General features: G+C 70.5%; 11 protein-coding genes and 3 pseudogenes. 4 read left to right on the forward strand and 10 right to left on the reverse strand.

Features of this window, described 5'->3' with window-relative positions:
* Window positions 1-171 (reverse strand): annotated as a pseudogene (locus ABZW32_RS35805) (L-asparagine permease); the annotation flags it as partial.
* 391 nt (window positions 172-562) lie between these two features.
* Here ABZW32_RS35805 and ABZW32_RS35810 point away from each other — a divergent pair.
* Window positions 563-2,737: a hypothetical protein gene (locus ABZW32_RS35810; protein WP_356224469.1), complete on the forward strand. Its 2,175-nt coding sequence runs from the start codon at window positions 563-565 to the stop codon at window positions 2,735-2,737.
* A 23-nt stretch (window positions 2,738-2,760) separates the two neighbouring features.
* Here ABZW32_RS35810 and xylB read toward each other — a convergent pair whose 3' ends face one another.
* The 3 genes and pseudogenes from xylB to ABZW32_RS35825 all read right to left on the reverse strand — a co-directional run.
* Window positions 2,761-4,245 (reverse strand): xylulokinase, encoded by a 1,485-nt coding sequence (gene xylB / locus ABZW32_RS35815; RefSeq protein ID WP_356224471.1) that lies wholly within the window; start codon window positions 4,243-4,245, stop codon window positions 2,761-2,763.
* Between the two features lie 39 nt (window positions 4,246-4,284).
* Window positions 4,285-5,472 (reverse strand): xylose isomerase, encoded by a 1,188-nt coding sequence (gene xylA / locus ABZW32_RS35820; protein WP_356224473.1) that lies wholly within the window; start codon window positions 5,470-5,472, stop codon window positions 4,285-4,287.
* Window positions 5,473-5,574: 102 nt separating this feature from the next.
* A pseudogene (locus ABZW32_RS35825) lies at window positions 5,575-6,933 on the reverse strand (sugar porter family MFS transporter); the annotation flags it as partial.
* Window positions 6,934-7,916: 983 nt separating this feature from the next.
* Between ABZW32_RS35825 and ABZW32_RS35830 the strand changes: the two are divergent.
* Window positions 7,917-9,962: a hypothetical protein gene (locus ABZW32_RS35830; protein ID WP_356224475.1), complete on the forward strand. Its 2,046-nt coding sequence runs from the start codon at window positions 7,917-7,919 to the stop codon at window positions 9,960-9,962.
* A gap of 120 nt (window positions 9,963-10,082) precedes the next feature.
* On the opposite strand, the gene ABZW32_RS35835 is transcribed toward ABZW32_RS35830, so the two are convergent.
* A complete protein-coding gene (locus ABZW32_RS35835; protein ID WP_356224477.1) occupies window positions 10,083-10,466 on the reverse strand; it encodes a hypothetical protein in 384 nt (127 codons plus the stop codon).
* A 224-nt stretch (window positions 10,467-10,690) separates the two neighbouring features.
* On the opposite strand from ABZW32_RS35835, the gene ABZW32_RS35840 reads away from it, so the two are divergent.
* A complete protein-coding gene (locus ABZW32_RS35840; protein WP_356224479.1) occupies window positions 10,691-11,017 on the forward strand; it encodes an Lsr2 family protein in 327 nt (108 codons plus the stop codon).
* 45 nt (window positions 11,018-11,062) lie between these two features.
* On the opposite strand, the gene ABZW32_RS35845 is transcribed toward ABZW32_RS35840, so the two are convergent.
* The 5 genes from ABZW32_RS35845 to ABZW32_RS35865 all read right to left on the reverse strand — a co-directional run bounded on the left by ABZW32_RS35845 (window position 11,063) and on the right by ABZW32_RS35865 (window position 15,794).
* On the reverse strand, window positions 11,063-12,088 hold the full coding sequence (locus ABZW32_RS35845) for an EAL domain-containing protein (RefSeq protein WP_356224481.1): 1,026 nt from the start codon (window positions 12,086-12,088) through the stop codon (window positions 11,063-11,065).
* A 119-nt stretch (window positions 12,089-12,207) separates the two neighbouring features.
* Complete coding sequence (locus tag ABZW32_RS35850) at window positions 12,208-12,693, reverse strand: cupin domain-containing protein (RefSeq protein ID WP_356224483.1); 486 nt, start codon at window positions 12,691-12,693, stop codon at window positions 12,208-12,210.
* Between the two features lie 165 nt (window positions 12,694-12,858).
* Window positions 12,859-13,635 carry a polysaccharide deacetylase family protein gene (locus ABZW32_RS35855; protein ID WP_356224484.1) on the reverse strand — a complete coding sequence of 259 codons (777 nt, stop codon included), beginning with the start codon at window positions 13,633-13,635 and terminating at the stop codon, window positions 12,859-12,861.
* A gap of 172 nt (window positions 13,636-13,807) precedes the next feature.
* Window positions 13,808-14,461 carry a carbohydrate-binding module family 20 domain-containing protein gene (locus ABZW32_RS35860; protein WP_356224486.1) on the reverse strand — a complete coding sequence of 218 codons (654 nt, stop codon included), beginning with the start codon at window positions 14,459-14,461 and terminating at the stop codon, window positions 13,808-13,810.
* A 139-nt stretch (window positions 14,462-14,600) separates the two neighbouring features.
* Window positions 14,601-15,794, reverse strand: coding sequence for a peptidoglycan DD-metalloendopeptidase family protein (locus tag ABZW32_RS35865; RefSeq protein WP_356224488.1), 1,194 nt, complete (start codon window positions 15,792-15,794; stop codon window positions 14,601-14,603).
* A gap of 478 nt (window positions 15,795-16,272) precedes the next feature.
* Here ABZW32_RS35865 and ABZW32_RS35870 point away from each other — a divergent pair.
* Window positions 16,273-16,428, forward strand: a pseudogene (locus tag ABZW32_RS35870) (MFS transporter); the annotation flags it as partial.

Below are 16,428 nucleotides of genomic sequence, written 5' to 3' on the forward strand. Positions count from 1 at the left end.
GCCGGCGAGCCGGCCGCCCGCGCCGAGGAACAGGCCGGTGCCTATCGCCCCGCCGATGGCGATCATGTTGATGTGCCGGGACTTCAGGTCCTTGCCGTAGCCCTCGTCACCGGCGTCGACATGGCGGGACGACGCCCCGGCGGGGACCTCGGTCAGGATGCGGTCGCTCATGCGGACTCCGTCTTCGTGGGGGGGGATCGCGAGCCGGGTACGGACGGGGCGGGGTGGCCCGGGGAATCCGGGCACGGGACGCGGCATCCGTGCACCGGCTGCGTGCGGGGCCCGTGCGGCCGCGGACCCGCCGGGCGGCCGGCGCCCGCGGCCCGCCCGCTGCCGTTCCATTCGACGACGGCCCCCGCTCCCCGCACAGCCCCCGATCGAACGCACCGGAGGTGGACGCCCGGTTCGGGAAGGGGTGTACCCGAAGGGGTGGCCCGTACGGGTCTGCGGACCGTGCGGCCCCTGATTATGCTCGGAACTCCGCTCCCACCCGCCGCGTCCTGCCGTTCGCGCCCGTGCCGGCCGTCCGTGCGGAGCGCAGCTGATCGAGGAGAGGACGGACGTGGAGCCGATCCGAGCGGAGCAGTTCGCCTTCCTGGCGAGCCAGGGCCTGGACCCGGCCTCGTTGAAGATCAACGGCCGCCCCCCGAAGACCGTCGCGTACCTGGCGCAGGTCAGCCCCGACTGGCTCCCCCTGTTCACGGCCTATCTTGCCGCGCTGGACGAACAGCACCCCGGCAGGGGTTTCTCCCAATACTGGAAGCTGATCCGCCTGTTCGAGAACAGGAATCCCGTACACCTCCAGGGCATCACGAGTCTCGACGACCTCAAGAAGGCGATCGGTGAACTCGTCAGCGCGAAGCACCTCAAGAACAAGCTGGAGCAGACGAGCAGGACGGACGAGGCGGCCTCGTACGTGCGCGCCGTCACCCTGCTCGACGGCGAGGTCCTGCCCGTCTTCCGGCAGATGTCCGAGGCCCTGAGGACGTTCCTCCGGCAGAACGAATCCAACCATCTGAAGATCATGAAAACGGGGCAGGGGCCCGCCGACCTCTCGCGCAGGCAGCGGGAACGGCTCGCCGCCCTCGCGGTGGCTTCGACGTCCCTGCACGGCATCCTCGACGTCATGTCGGGCCTGACCGACCATTCGGAATTCGCCAGGCTGGAGGCCAAGGAGTTCTTCGCCCGCTTCCAGGACAAGCTGGCGAAGGCCCGGGAGGCGGCGGCGGAGCTCGACGCCGCCCTCCTGTCCTACGGGGACGCCTGGCGCGCCTCCCGCATGTACGCCAAGGGCGGCGGGGGCGACTGGGAAGCCGTCGAGGAAGCGACCGCCCGCTGGTCCTCCCTTTCCGTCGAACGCCTCAACACCGCCGGCAGGACCTTCAAGGAGGCGGCGGAGGCCTGTGGCATCTGGGCGCGGGAGAAGGCCAACCTGATCCACCGTGCCGAGGAGATCGGCTTCTTCGACCATCAGACCGCCGGGGTGGTTCTGCAACTGGCGGACACCTTCTCCGACCTGGCCCTGACGGCCGGCGCCAGCCAGAAGTACCTCGGGCCCATCGCCCTCGGCTTCGCCGGGCTCAAGGCCCTGAAGTCCGGCCTGCGGACGGTCTGGCAGGTCTCCAAGGACTGGGACGTCACCTCGGAGTACGTCGTGGCGAACGTACCCGTCGGCGTACGGGTGTCCTTCCGCGGAACGGAGGAGAACCGCACCGCGCGCAGGACGGCCGAGGCCGCCATCGAGAAGCTGGGGCAGGCCAGTGATGCCTTCCAGAGCGAGGGGATCACCGGCGAGGTGGGCAAGGGGCTGGGCTCGGTCGCGGCACACGTCCCGGACCAGGCGCTGGACGGAGTCCTGGACCGGATCGCCCATGGACTGGAGGCGCTCCCCCAGTCCTCCCACCTCGACCGGGTCCCCGGCGTGAGCGAGGCGCTGGCCGCGCCCAAGGTCGCCAGGGACGTGTCCCGGCTCGTGTACGAGAAGGTGGACGTCATCACCGACCCGGCTGCGGTCCGGCAGGCGCGGCAGGCCGTGGAACGCTGCCTGGGCCCCCTCGTCCTGGACGACCTCGACACGCTCTGCTCCTCGGTCGAGGTGCTCGTCCACGGGGACAACACGATGAAGATCGCTTTCCCCGACCTGGTCACGGGCGAGCGGCGGGTCGGCTGGCTGGACAGCTTCATGAACTTCCAGGACGAGAAGGACCGCTTCGGACCCATGTCGCTGTGGGTGTGCTCCACCGCGCGGCAGGCCGACCTCGACGGCACGCTGAACTGGAAGTTCCCGGCGGACGCGCAGGTCCACTGGGACCGGCTCATGTTCCTCGACGCCCAGAGCCGGGGCGACCGGATCGTCTTCGTCTACAGCGGTGAGGTCACCTACACCAGGGCGGGTGGCTGCGCCGCACCCCACACGGAGGTGACGATCGAATTCGACGCGGGAGACTACGAGTTCATCGCCGTCGAGGTGCGGGACCTCCTGGTGGAGGAACGCGGGGAGGTCCTGCGGCTCGCCGCGATGGAACTGGAAGCCCTCTCGATGGCCCTGCCCTCGATCCCTGACGGATGCGTACTGACGGAACTGGCGGACCGGTCTTTCTTCCTCGACGAGAACCATCCCCTCCTCGCCCCGCATCCCCCGGCGGAGGTGCAGCACCTGAGCTGGGCCGGCTTCCTGACCGTCGTCGCGGAATGGAACGACTGGGTACGACAGGGGTACGTGCGCGACGGCACGTGACACGGCCGGGCCGGCCGCGTTCCTCAGAGGAGGGGCGTCGCCCGGTCGAGGAACCCGCCGACGCGTTCCCACGCCGCGGCGTCCCTGTCGAGCGCGGGCAGTTCGGTGGCACCGGTGTCCTGCCAGCCCAGGGCCACGGTCACGGGGTCGGCGCCCGTCGCCGCGGCCACCGCCAGGGCCGCCGCGCCCCGTGCGACCACCTCGCCGGACGCCGGCACGATCACGGGACGTCCCGAGAGCCGGCGCACGGTTTCCACCCAGGCGCTGCCCCGGGCTCCTCCCCCGATCAGGCGGATCGGCAGACGGGCGACGTCCGGGGCGGCCGGGTCGGCCCCCGCCGCGCCCAGGACGGAGTCGAGCGCGCGCAGCAGGGAGACGGACGCCCCTTCGTACGCGGCGCCGAGGATCTGCTGGGGCGTGGTGCTGTGGCGCAGCCCGGACAGGATGCCGGAGGCGCCGGGAACGTCTGGCGTGCGCTCGCCGTCGAGGTAGGGCAGGAGGACGGTTTCCCCGCCCGGCAGGGCGTCGTCGCGGTGCAGGCCCAGCAGGGCCGCGATCCTGTCGATCGCGAGGGTGCAGTTCAACGTGCAGGCGAGGGGGAGGTAGGCGCCGTCCGCGGAGGCGAATCCGGACACGCCGCGCGCGGTGGACCTGGTCTCGGTGGCCGCGAAGACGGTTCCCGAGGTCCCGAGGCTGAGGACGGGGTGGTGGAGCAGTCCCGTCCGCCCCAGTCCCAGGCCGAGTGCGGCGGCCATGTTGTCGCCGGTGCCGACGGCGACCGGGATGCCCGGGGTGAGTCCGCCCAGGGCCCGGGCCGCGGCGGTGGTGAGCGGGCCGGCCCGGGAGGCGCCGGTGGGGGCGAGCCGGGGGAGCCTGGCCCGGTCCAGCCCGATCAGTGCGAGCAGTTCGTCGTCGTACGCTCCGAGTGCGGTGCTGTACCAGCCCGTTCCGGACGCCTCGCCGGGATCGGTGAACGCACGGCCGCAGAGCCTTTCGGTGAGGAAGTCGTGGGGAAGGCGGACCGCCGTGCAGGCCGCTGCCGCGTCGGGATCGTTCTCCCGGAGCCAGCGCCATTTGGTTGCCGTGAACGCGGCGACCGGCGCCGACCCGGTCCGCGCCCTCCAGGCTTCCTCGCCGCCGAGGTCCGCGAGCAGCGAGGCCGCCTGCGGGGCCGAGCGGGTGTCGTTCCACAGGAGGGCCGGGCGTAGGGGTCGCCCGGCCTCGTCGAGGGCGACGAGGCCGTGCTGCTGGCCGGCCACCGCGACGGCGGTCACGGCCGCCGGATCGGTGCCGTGGGCCGCGAGGTCGGCCAGGGCCGAGCCCACGGCGGCGCACAGGGCGCGGACCCAGGTCGCGGGGTCGCTCTCGCGGGCCCCGCCGGTGCCCGTCACCTCGTGCGGGGCGCGCCCGGTGGCCCGTACCCGGCCCGTGTCCGCTTCGACGAGGGCCGCCTTGGTCGCCTGGGTGGAGCTGTCGATCCCGAGGACGAGGGGGTGGTGACGTGTCATGTGGTTTCACTTCCCATCGGGGGACGGCGCACCCGGCCGTCATCCGGCGGCGGCTGCACCGCGTACGCCCATGAGGTGTTCCAGGGCGAGTTGGTCGAGGCGCTCGTAGGCCATGCCGCGCTCGGCCGCCGCCCGGACGTCGAAGTCCTCGTAGGCGGACCGGTCGGCGAGGAGGTGGTGCAGGTACTCCATCGTGCCGAGCGTCGGAACGGCGAGCTGGTCGACGCGGGAGGCCTGCAGGGCGTCCCGCACCTCGGGATCCGCCCGGAAGGCGGCCGCCTTCTCCTTGAGGATGAGGTAGTTGCGCATGCAGGCTTCGGCGGAGACGAAGACGCCTTCGGCGTCCTCGGTCCGGGACGGCTTGAAGTCGAAGTGCCGGGGGCCGTCGTAGCCGCCGGATTCCAGGAGGTCGACGAGCCAGAAGGCCTGGCGCAGGTCGCCGGCGCCGAAGCGCAGGTCCTGGTCGAACTTGATGCCGTTCTGTCCGTTGAGGTCGATGTGGAAGAGCTTCCCGGCCCACAGGGCCTGGGCTATGCCGTGCTGGACGTTGAGGCCGGCCATCTGCTCGTGTCCGACTTCGGGGTTGACGCCGAAGAGGTCGGGGCGCTCCAGGCGTTCGATGAAGGCGAGGGCGTGGCCGACGGTGGGCAGGAGGATGTCGCCGCGGGGTTCGTTGGGCTTGGGCTCGATGGCGAAGCGGAGGTCGTAGCCGCGGCTGACGACGTAGTGGGCCAGCAGGTCGAAGGCCTCCTTCAGCCGGTCGAGGGCGACCCGTACGTCCTTGGCCGCGCCCGACTCCGCTCCTTCGCGGCCGCCCCAGGCGACGTACGTCGTGGCGCCGAGTTCGACGGCGAGGTCGATGTTGCGGATCGTCTTGCGGAGGGCGTAGCGGCGGACGTCCCGGTCGTTCGCGGTGAACGCGCCGTCCTTGAAGACGGGATGGGTGAACAGGTTCGTGGTGGCCATCGGCACGGCCATTCCGGTGTCGTCCAGGGCTCGGCGGAAGCGCTTGACGCGGAGGTCGCGTTCGGTCTGGTCGGCGTCGAAGGGGATGAGGTCGTCGTCGTGGAAGGTGACGCCGTACGCTCCCAGGTCCGCCAGCCGGCGGACCGCCTCGGCCGGGTCCTGCTCAGGGCGGGTCGCGTCGCCGAAGGGGTCGCGACCCTGCCAGCCGACGGTCCACAGGCCGAAGGTGAAGCGGTCGTCGGGCTCGGGCGTGTAGCTCATGGGGATTCCTGTCGGTGGGCGGACCGGTGGTGGTCCGGTGGGTTCGGGGGCTCGGGGATTCCGGCGTCCGGGGGTGCGCGGGCGCGCCCGCGCGCCGGGTGGTCAGCCCATCTCCTCCAGCGTCTTGCCCTTGGTCTCGGGCACCCACTTGAGGGCGAAGGGGACCGAGAGCGCCGCGCAGACGGCGTAGAAGACGTAGGCACCCGAGAGGTTCCAGTTGGACAGGCTGGGGAACGTCACCGTGATGGCCCAGTTGGCGATCCACTGGGCGGCCGCCGCGACGCCGAGGGCCGAGGCGCGGATGCGGCCCGGGAACATCTCTCCGAGGAGGACCCAGACCACCACGCCCCAGGAGAGCGCGAAGAAGAGCACGAAGAGGTGGGCTGCGACCAGGGCCACGGTGGCCTGGGTGCTCGCGAGGTGGATGGCGGAGCCGGAACCGGTCCGGTAGGAGAAGGCCCACGCGGCCGCTCCCAGGGAGAGGGCCATGCCGACGGAGCCGATCAGGATCAGGGGCTTCCTGCCGATCCGGTCCACGAAGACCATCGCGACGACGGTACCGACGAGATTGATGATGGACGTGGTGAAGGAGTAGAGGAACGAGCTCGTCGGGTTGATGCCCACGGACTCCCACAGCGACGCGCTGTAGTAGAAGATCACGTTGATGCCGACGAGCTGCTGGAAGACGGAGAGGCCGATGCCGACCCACACCACGGGCAGGAAGCCGCGCCGGCCCAGCAGGTCCCTGAAGGTGGACTTGACCTCGTGCCGCATCGACTCCTCGATCTGCCGGATCCGCGCGGCCGGGTCCGTCCGCGGTCCCTCGATCTGCCGCAGGACCTCTCCGGCCCGGTCCGTGCGTCCGGCCGCGATGAGGTAGCGGGGGGACTCGGGGATCTTCAACGACAGCAGCCCGTAGGCGACCGCGGGGACCACCATGACTCCGAGCATCCACTGCCAGGCCTCCAGTCCCCCGATCACTCCCCTCTGCTCACCGTGGGCGAGCCGCAGGATGATCCAGTTGACCAGCTGGGACATGGCGATGCCGATGACGATGGCACCTTGCTGGAACGAGGCGAGGCGCCCTCGGTAGGCGGGGGGTGAGACCTCCGCGATGTAGGCGGGTCCGATGACCGACGCCATGCCGATGGCGAGGCCTCCGAGGACCCGCCACACGGCCAGGTCCCAGAGCGCGAAGGGGAGCGCCGATCCGACGGCGCTGACGGTGAAGAGGACGGCGGCGATCTGCATGCAGCGGATCCGGCCGATGCGGTCCGCCAGGCGGCCCGCGAGGGCGGCGCCGACCGCACAGCCGACGAGCGCGGCGGCGATGACCTGCGCGAGGCCTGCCGAACCCACGGCGTATCGGTCGCGTACGGCTTGGACGACGCCGTTGATCACCGAACTGTCGTAGCCGAAAAGGAATCCCCCCATGGCGGCGGCAGAGGCGATGAACACGACACGCCTGAGGGCGCGGGAGGGCGCCACGGGAGCGGGAACGGGGGGTGGTGTGGTCAATGTAGTCACGGCGGACTCCCTGACATGGCCCGCGGCGCCCGGAAGGCTGCGGCGGAAGGGATTGGAGTCGAGAACCCGGCCGGACGCACCTGCCGGGTGCCGCACCAGCGCGGTGCCCGTGACGCCCGTCCGACGGGCCGGTCCCCACCACGCGGGCGGAACACCCTGGGGAGGGGACAGGCCTCTTTTCTATCCGGCGGCCCGGTGCCGTGGCTTCCACCCGCGGGGGGAACGACCGGGGGAGCCGGCATCGCCCGACCGGCGTACGGCCCTTGCGGGACCGCTGCCCCGTCCGTCCCCCCGTCCGCGCGTCCCGGTGAAGCCGGACCGGGCACCGATCCGTTCACCACCGGCCCCCTCCGCTTTCCCTTTCGGCCCGCCCTTCCCCTTCAGGGTGCGGCCCCTCGCCGCGGCGATGTCGTCCGGCCCGGTACGACGTACACCTACAAAGTCGGTTATGCGGCCCGGAACGGGACCGAACCGAATGTTCCGTGGACGCGATCGGCCGGAGGCGGAAACTCGATTTCGATTCCGATATGCCCTCCCCCTTGCTGACTCCGATCCGGGAAACCCACGTATTCAGGAGCACCTCACCGGAATCCGAGAAGCTTGCCGAGGTGTCTCCTGGAACCCTGTGGCCCGTCACCCGCCATACCCACGGTGCACCTGTGGCCGATGGGTCGGGAATGATGGACGACAAATGGCTGGAGGTCGCCGCTCACAACGGATCCACCGGGTACGTTCCGTCCGCCCACGTCCATATCGACAGCTGGAAGGACTCCAGGCGCTGCCCGGGCTGACGGCTCTCACCGCGAGGGCGCCCCGGGCGGTGTGCCGACGACGTCTTGACGCGCCGGGGGAGGCTCCCGATCCTCTTGTGGGCAGGTACATGACATTTCCTCGATGCCCAGTCTGGGGTAAGCAGGATGAAGCGACGTCCACGTACCAGGCGCAAGCCGTCCCTCGCGCTCCTCCCGTTACTGCTGGCCCTCCTGGCCCTGATGATCAGCCCGGCGGGTGCGGACGCCCCCGGTGGCCGGGAGTGGTGGGATCCGGTGTCGCGACCCACACCGGATTCGCAGATCAACGTCGTCGGCGCCCCCTTCACCGGCACCGACGCGCAGCACCGGGTCCGCGGCTTCGCCGACGCCCACGTGCACCTGATGTCCAACGAGGGCTTCGGGGGGCGGCTCATCTGCGGCCGGCCGTTCTCCCCGGACGGCGTCGCCGATGCCCTCAAGGACTGCCCCGAGCACTACCCCGACGGCACCCTCGCGGTGTTCGACTACGTCATGCACGGCGGTGACGGCCGGCACGACCCCGTCGGGTGGCCGACGTTCAAGGACTGGCCGGCTCCCGGATCCGTCACCCACCAGCAGACCTACTACGCCTGGATCGAGCGGGCCTGGCGCGGCGGGCAGCGCGTCCTGGTGAACGACCTCGTCACCAACGGCGTCATCTGCTCGGTCTACTTCTTCAAGGACCGCGGCTGTGACGAGATGAGCGCCATACGCCTGGAGGCGCAGAAGACGTTCGAACTCCAGGCGTACATCGACGGCATGTACGGCGGGCCCGGCAAGGGCTGGTTCCGCGTCGTCACCGACAGCTCCCAGGCCCGGGAGGTGATCGAACAGGGCAAACTCGCCGTGATCCTGGGCGTCGAGACCTCCGAACCGTTCGGCTGCAAGCAGATCTTCGACATCCCCCGGTGCAGTCGGGAGGACATCGAACGAGGACTCGACGAGCTGTACCGGATCGGCGTGCGCAGCATGTTCCTGTGCCACAAGTTCGACAACGCCCTGTGCGGTGTCCGCTTCGATTCGGGCAGCGTCGGCAAGGCCATCGACGCGGGCCAGTTCCTCTCCACCGGAACGGTCTGGCAGACCGAGCCGTGCGCGGGGCGCCAGAGCGACAACCCGATCGGGGACGCGGGCGCCCGGTGCAACACGCGGGGCCTGACCGACCTCGGCGAGTACGCCGTCCGGGCCATGATGAAGCGGCACATGATGCTGGAGATCGACCACATGAGCGCGAAGGCCACGAGCCGGTCCCTCGACATCCTCGAACAGGCGGGGTATCCGGGCGTGATCTCCTCCCACAGCTGGATGGACACCGACTGGACCGAACGTCTCTACCGCCTCGGAGGCTTCATCGCCCAGCACACCCACGATGCTCCGGCGTTCGCCGCCGAGGCGCGGCAGACGGCCGGCCTGCGGCAGAAGTACGGGGTGACCGGCTACGGCATCGGCAGCGACATGAACGGTGTCAGCGGGCAGCCCGGCCCCAGCGGCACCGCCCGCGTCCGGTACCCGTTCGCCAGTCCCGACGGCGGCTCGGTGCTGGACCGGCAGGTCACCGGGCAGCGGACCTGGGACGTCAACAGCGACGGCACCGCCCACTACGGCCTGCTCCCGGACTGGATCGAGGACATCCGGGTCACGGGCGGACAGGACGTGGTGGACGAGGTGATGCTGGGTGCCGAGTCCTACCTCCGGACCTGGGGGGCGACCGAGAGGCACCCGGGGGACCGCTTCGAGGGCTGCGCCGGCCCGGCTCCGGGCGATCCCACCGTGGAAGTCCGCTACCAGGCACACGTCCAGGACATCGGCTGGCAGAGCTACACGGGGGCGAACGGAACCAGCGTCGGGACCACCGGCCTGGGCAAGTCGGTGGAAGCGGTCAGGATCACGGCGCGGGGTGCGGGTGGCCTGTGGGTCCGCGCCCACGTCCAGGACGTCGGGTGGCAGCCGTGGCAGTACGCCGCCGACGGCCGGGAGGTGACGGTCGGAACGGTCGGGCGGAAACTGCGCCTGGAGGCACTGGAGGTGCGTACCGGCACGGGCAGCGTGGCCGGCCGGGCCCACGTGCAGAACGCCGGGTGGAACGCGCCGGTGAGGGGTACCGACATCCTGCTGGGGACGACCGGGCAGGGGCTGCGCCTGGAGGCGTTCTCGCTCGGGCTGTGTCCGTGACCCACCCGCGGCGCGTGCTGCCGTGACCGGCCGCCGGGTCCGGCGGACGTGAGCGGGGCACGGTCCGGAGCGTTCTCGTGGACGGCGTCCGGGGCCATCGGCCGGGACGCCGTCTGCTCGTCAGACGAAGGAGACCAGCCCGAAGCGGTCGACACGGACGTTCGTCGAGGGCCCGTAGGGCCACTCGACGCCGGCCCCGGCCCAGCGCCAGCTCTCCCCCTCGATCCGCTGGTGTTCGTACTGGTTGCTCCGTGAGAGGCTCCCCATGCAGATGAAGACCCGGGTTTCCCTTGTCAGCGGTACCCCGCTGAAGAGGCTGTCGAGATTTATGTTCCCGAAGGCACCGGATCCGTGGAATCCCCTCATGTTCGCGTAGCGCCCGTCGTTCACATCCCAGGCGACGATGATGGAAACACAGTCACCCATGTATCCGGTGGTGATTTCCTCGTCATCTGCGGGAAGATCTTCCGCCTCGCCTTCGGCGTACTGCATCGTGAGTTCCATGCCGCCACTCTGTGAAGGCTCCCCTGCACCCGTCCAGCCTCAACGGGCAGACCTTCGCGCACTCGGCTCGTGCCGCTCGGCTTCATGCGACCACCGGACGGGCCGGTAAACAAACACCGGACCCGGTAAATACCTACGAGAAGGCAGTGCGACAAACATCGCGGACATCGGACGCGGGAAATGAACCGTCACTTCGCGAGCGGAGAGGTGTGTATTATGCCGGAATGACGCAAAAGCGAGTGGTAATCTACATCGACGACATGACGGGCGAGGAATCCCAAGAAGCCTCGCCCCACAGCTTCTCCCTGGACGGCGTCGAATACGAAATCGACCTCTCACCGGAGAGTTTCGACAAGCTGCTGGCCGATTTCGGTCCGTACCTCCGAGCCGCCCGCCGGGTACGGACCCCCAGGCGGAGAAAGGGTTCGGTGACGTCCGAACCCCAGCTGAGCAGCGAGATCCGGGAATGGGCCCGGCTCAACAACCACGAGGTCAACGCGCGCGGCCGAATTCCGGCGGACGTGCGCGCCGCCTACGAGGCCGCTCGCTGACCGCTCGTACGCACCCCCGGGCCGTACGGTGCTCCCCGCGTGCGCTCAGCCCTCCGGGGGTGTGTGGCGCGCCGGCTCCCGCCGCTCCGGGTGGACGCGTGGAGCCACCCCGTTGTTCCGCAGCCATGCCGTGGCGAGTACCGGGGGCAGCGCCGGTGAGATCAGCCAGCCCTGGATCAGGCCTACCCCCATCCCGGACAGCAGCCTCCGCGTCGCCTCCTCCTCGACGCCCTCGGCCACCACCGTCAGGCCCAGCTCGTGGGCCAGGTTCACGGAGCAGCGGACCACGGCCGCGTCCTGGGGGTTCCAGGCCATTCCGGCGACGAAGGAGCGGTCGAGCTTCAGCTCTCCGACGGGAAGTGCCCTCAGGCGTGCCAGCGATGCGTGCCCCGTCCCGAAGTCGTCCAGACTCACCGTCACCCCGCGGGAGGCCAGTTCCGCGAGCGTGCCCGCCGTCCGGACCATCTCGTGCGTCTCGGCCGTCTCGGTGATCTCCACCGTCAGCGCGTCCGCGGGCAGCCCGTGCCGGCTCAAGCGGTTCAGGACCTCGTCGGCGAAGCCCGGTTCCAGGGCGTCGGCCGGGGTGATGTTGACCGATACCCGCACGGGCAGGGCGGCCGCGTGCCATCCCGCCGTCTGGGTCATGGCACGTTCCAGCACGAACGCCGTCACACGGGGCATGAGTCCGCCCCGTTCGGCCAGTCCGAGGAAGGCGTCGGGCGCCAGCACGGTTCCGTCCGCGCGCCTCCAGCGGATGAGCGCTTCCACTGTCACCGCGCGGCCGTCGTCCCTCACCTGGGGCTGGTAGTACAGCTCCAGTTCCTGCCGGTCCAGCGCGTCCCTGAGATCGCAAACGCCCGGTTCCGGGCGGTCCGATTCCGGGCGCTCCGGTTCCAGGCGCTCCGATTCCGGGCGTTCCGATTCCGGGCGTTCCGATTCCGGGCGTTCCGATTCCGGCGGGTGCGCCACCCGTCCCGCGGACGGGAGTTTGCGGGACATCCCGAAGCCGCCCACCACTCCGCGGCGCAGGACGCGCACTACAGGGCCCCGTGGCCAGCCTCGCTCACGCATCAGTCGTCCTTCTTCGGCAACACGTAGACCGAAGTGTGCCCGTGGGGCATCCCGCGCGGTGAGGGACGCCGGGGCAGCTCATCGTGCACGGCTCGGGCACGGACCGCCGGGCGTTCAGCTCAACGGACGGGGCCCGGCCGGGCCGCGCGGGACTTCTCGCGGGCGACGACCGGAACGGGGAGGGTCAGCTGCTGGCCGACCGGGCTTACGTAAGTGGCGTACATGACCACCGGTTCGTCACCCTCGTTGCGGCCCAGGTGGGCGTGGATCATTCCCGAGGGCTCCAGGAAGGAGGTGCCGGCCGGGTGGACGTTGACCCGGCCGATCGCGTCGTAGTGGGTGAGTTCGCCCTGCGCCACGACCGCGAACACGTCGCCGGGATGGTAGTGCCAACCGGTGTCCGCGCCCGGCTGGATGACGATCCGCTGCACCACGGTGTGGCAGGGGCCGTCCTGCACCGAGAGTTCGAACCCTTCGGCGCCCTCTCCGTGGGCCAGGGTCCTCGTCTCCACGCAGGACGGCGCGCTCGCGGGCTGTCCTGTTTCCACGAGGTGGTGTCCTCGCCTCACGATCCCTCCCGCCTGCTGCTTGCGTACGGCTGTCATGCGTCTCACGTCCTTTGGACCGGCCGGCGCCCCTTCGCGGGGCACGGCCGGGGTCGACGGTCCGGTCCGTCCAGCCTGCCGGGGTCCGCGGTCCGCGCGGCTCCTCCGACCGGCCCACGCGGCGGGTGATACCGCGCCGTCGCGGTCCACGGGCGACGTCTTCCGTCACGCCGCCGACCGTTCGGGGAAGGAGAATCCGTAGCCGTGCTCCTTGAACCACGGCAGGAGCTGTCCGAGGGCCGCGACCGTCTCGGCGCGGTTGCCGCCGCCGTCGTGGAGCAGGATGATCGGGCCGTTCGGGAGCTGCTTCTCGACCGCGGCGACGATGTTCGCCGTTCCCGGCCGGCTCCAGTCCCTGGGGTCCACGTCCCAGCCCAGCGGGCGCAGGCCGTGCGCTGCCGCCACCGACCGGCTGAACGGGGTGAACGCACCGCCGGGGGCACGGTAGTACTCCGCCTTCGCTCCCCCGGCCGCGGCGTCGATGGCGGACCGGGCTGCCGTGATCTGGTCGGACTGGTAGGCGTCGGACTTCTTGTCCATGGTCATGTCGTGGTCCATGGAGTGGTCGCACAGCCGGTTTCCGGCGGCGGCGACCTCCTTGACGAGTTCCGGATACTTCACGGCGTTCTCGCCGATCATGCAGAACGTGGCCTTGACGTGGTTCTGGGCCAGCACCGACAGCACCTTCGGCGTCCAGACCGGGCTCGGACCGTCGTCGATGGTGAGGTCGACCGTGTGGTCGCCGCCCTCGGAGACCTTGGCGAAGCTCGCCGGAACCTTCGCGTCCTTGGCCGTCGGCGCGGTGACGGGAGCCGTGGTCGGCCGCGGGTCCGGTGCGGCGGAGGCCGCGCCGACGCCGCACGCCACCACCCCCAGCGCGAGTGCGGCGGTCACCGCGAGGGACCGGGCGGTGCGCTTCGTCCTGATCGTGCTGCGGGGCATGTCGTCTTCTTCCGGTCGCTGGTCGGGGATCTCGCTCCATCGTGTGCGGAGCGGAACTCCCGTCGCTTCAACCGATCGGTGGCCCGGCCGACGCAATCCGGGGTCGGATCGGGGGGTCCGCGATGCCGCACCGCGGAAGCCGCCCGCTCCTCCCCCTCCCCCTCCCCCGTCGTCAGCAGTGGCGCATCGCGACCACCCGGTTCTCCACGGAGCCGTACCCGGGGTAGGTCGCGTAGGCGGACGCGGCGATCGGGCTGCACGTACTGCTCGAACCGTCGGCGTAGAGGACCTGGAGGTCGTAGTCCGCGCCGCAGGTGTTGTAGACCGCGGTATAGCGCCAACTGTCCGACCAACTGATGCAGGTGGGCGCGATTCCCGAGACCGGGGTGTCGGTACGGGTACGGAACCTGTCCGCCGTGTTGATCTGACGGCCGGTCTGGGGTTCGAGCAGCCTGTTGCCGCCGGCCTCCCAGACGACGGATCCGTCGGGCTTCTTGATGATGTACTTGAACTCGACGCGCACGGAGTGCGTCAGCACCTGGGCCGTCCAGTCGGGGTACTGCGCGGCGTTCGCCGGGACGGCCCGGTCAGGGGCCCAGGATCCCAGCTCGGGCACGCTTCCCACGACGAAGACCTGGTCTCCCCAGGTGGTGACGGCGTTCACCCGGAACGCGAGCGGGGTACCGGGCTGCTCCTCGGCAACGGCGACGGACGCGGACGCGGACCAGCCGATCAGCGCCGTGCACAGCGCCGTGGCGCAGGCCAGTAATCGACCGGTTCGGGCAGCGCCGGACCTCTTGGCTCGTGACGACTTGAACGTGCTCACATTTTTCCTTCCACCGGGAGGCAAGTGGTGTGAGCCTAGCCATCACTGCAAGAACTTGCTGCAAGCTTTCAGCCGAAGTGGACCGACATCTTCCGGCAATGCGCGGGCATCAGGCCGACAGCGGCCATGCGGGGCGCCGTCAGGCTCCGCGGAGCCACGCCGTCGGGTCGATGAAGGAGTGCGCCGAGTACTCCGCCTGGTTGCGGACCTCGAAGTGCAGGTGCGGACCGGTGCTGTTGCCCGTCGAGCCGACGTAGCCGATCAACTGGCCGGCGTTCACCTTGGTGCCGGCCTGCACGGCCTTGCCGGACAGGTGCGCGTACAGGGTGTAGGTGCCGTCCGGGTGCTTGACGCGGACGTTGACCCCGTAGGCGGGGGCGCTGTCGGAGCCGACCACCGTGCCGCTTGCGGCGGCCCTCACGTTGGTCCCCTTGGGCGCGGTGAAATCACTGCCGGTGTGCCGGCCCAGGCCGTACTTGGCGGAAGGCGTGCCGTAGCCCTTGCCCGTTCCCCCCTCGATCGGGCTCACCCGGCCCGAAGCCGACGGCTCGGAACCGGACTTCTCCTGGCTCTTGGGCTCGGTCTTCCGGGGGGCGGGGGCGCCCTGCTCGGCCCCGTTCCCCTTATCGCCGCCGGGAATCGTGAGGACCTGCCCGACCCGGATCACGTTCGGGTCGGCACCGATGACGGACCGGTTGGCTTCGTAGAGGGCCTGCCAGCCGGCGCTGCCGTACGCGGTCGCGATGTCGTGCAGGGTGTCGCCCGCGACCACCGTGTGCGTTCCGGCGGAGCCCGCGCCGGCCGCCTGCGGTGACGGCTTCTTCTCCGTGCCGGAGCCGGACTGGGCGGAGCCGTTGCCGTTGCCGTTGCCGTTGCCGTTGCCCTTGTTCTTGACCTTGGCCGAACCGGAACCGCCGGAGGGAGCCTTGCCGCTGACCTTGCCGACGAGGGCGTTGAGCGGCTCGCCCGTCTTCGCGTTACAGGTCCACGCCTTGGGGCCCTGGCCGTTGAGGATGCGCTCCGCGACCGCGATCTGCTGTTCCTTCGTCGCCTGGTACGGGTATTCGGCGAAGTCCGTGCCCTTGTAGTCGTCCCACGTGGGCTTTTGGATCTGAAGCCCACCGGTGGAACTGGCGTGCCCGGACGGCAGGTTCCACTTGCCGTCCGACTCACATTTGGCGATTTTGTCCCAGGCGCTGTCGGTTGCTGCCGAGGCCGGGCCCGCGAGCGTCAGCGGGATGCTCGCCCCGATACCCGCGGTGACCGCCAGGGTCACGGTCTTCTGCTGGACGGTGCTGGTCGTCGGCTTGCGATGTCGGTTGTGTCGCGCCATGTGGTGGATCCTCCGTCGGCCTGCAGGGGGCATGGGGTGGGACTGACGGCAGTTCCGCCGAGGCGACAGTCCCAGCCCTTCGAACGTATCCACGGGCCCCGGGAACGCAGTAGGCCCGATAGGACAGAGGAACGGTCACCCGGGCGGGTCGGTCCGGGTGCCGCCACCGGCGGTCCTCGTCGTCCCGTACGGCAAGCCGGACGTGCGGCCCGAAAGGGCAGGATCAGCGGGCGGGCATTACGGAGACGGTCCTGAGCAGTAAGAATGTGCGACAGCCAGCCGGGCCGTACGGGGAACCTTCCGGGCAGCGTTGCCGGGGTACCCCCGCCTGAGCGAGGTCCCGGGCCTCGCCGACCCGCGTCGACCCGTCGACCCGTTGACCCGCGTCCCGGAGACACCGGGCCGTCGACGCCGGACGGGTGCGGGGCCGGAGGCGGTCGGGGCGCCGGACACGTCGGCGCCGTCCAGAGGAGGATCCATGAGCAACACCACCGCGGAGCGTGCGCCCGAAGCCCACCGGGACCATCTCGGGCACGTCGTCTTCATCACCGCGGCCGCGGCCATGGGCGGATTCCTCTTCGGATACGACAGCTCCGTCATCAACGGCGCGGTCGAGGCGATCCGGGACCGCTTC

The sequence above is a fragment of the Streptomyces sp. NPDC004667 genome (genome assembly GCF_040609475.1).
Taxonomy (GTDB): Bacteria; Actinomycetota; Actinomycetes; order Streptomycetales; family Streptomycetaceae; genus Streptomyces.

What these genes read in the sequence shown, in the direction of transcription:
- xylB (WP_356224471.1), bottom strand. Translation starts at nt 4,245, where the DNA reads ATGACACGTCACCACCCCCTCGTCCTCGGGATCGACAGCTCCACCCAG.
- xylA (WP_356224473.1), bottom strand. Translation starts at nt 5,472, where the DNA reads ATGAGCTACACGCCCGAGCCCGACGACCGCTTCACCTTCGGCCTGTGG.
- ABZW32_RS35830 (WP_356224475.1), top strand. Translation starts at nt 7,917, where the DNA reads ATGAAGCGACGTCCACGTACCAGGCGCAAGCCGTCCCTCGCGCTCCTC.
- ABZW32_RS35835 (WP_356224477.1), bottom strand. Translation starts at nt 10,466, where the DNA reads ATGGAACTCACGATGCAGTACGCCGAAGGCGAGGCGGAAGATCTTCCC.
- ABZW32_RS35840 (WP_356224479.1), top strand. Translation starts at nt 10,691, where the DNA reads ATGACGCAAAAGCGAGTGGTAATCTACATCGACGACATGACGGGCGAG.
- ABZW32_RS35845 (WP_356224481.1), bottom strand. Translation starts at nt 12,088, where the DNA reads ATGCGTGAGCGAGGCTGGCCACGGGGCCCTGTAGTGCGCGTCCTGCGC.
- ABZW32_RS35850 (WP_356224483.1), bottom strand. Translation starts at nt 12,693, where the DNA reads ATGACAGCCGTACGCAAGCAGCAGGCGGGAGGGATCGTGAGGCGAGGA.
- ABZW32_RS35855 (WP_356224484.1), bottom strand. Translation starts at nt 13,635, where the DNA reads ATGCCCCGCAGCACGATCAGGACGAAGCGCACCGCCCGGTCCCTCGCG.
- ABZW32_RS35865 (WP_356224488.1), bottom strand. Translation starts at nt 15,794, where the DNA reads ATGGCGCGACACAACCGACATCGCAAGCCGACGACCAGCACCGTCCAG.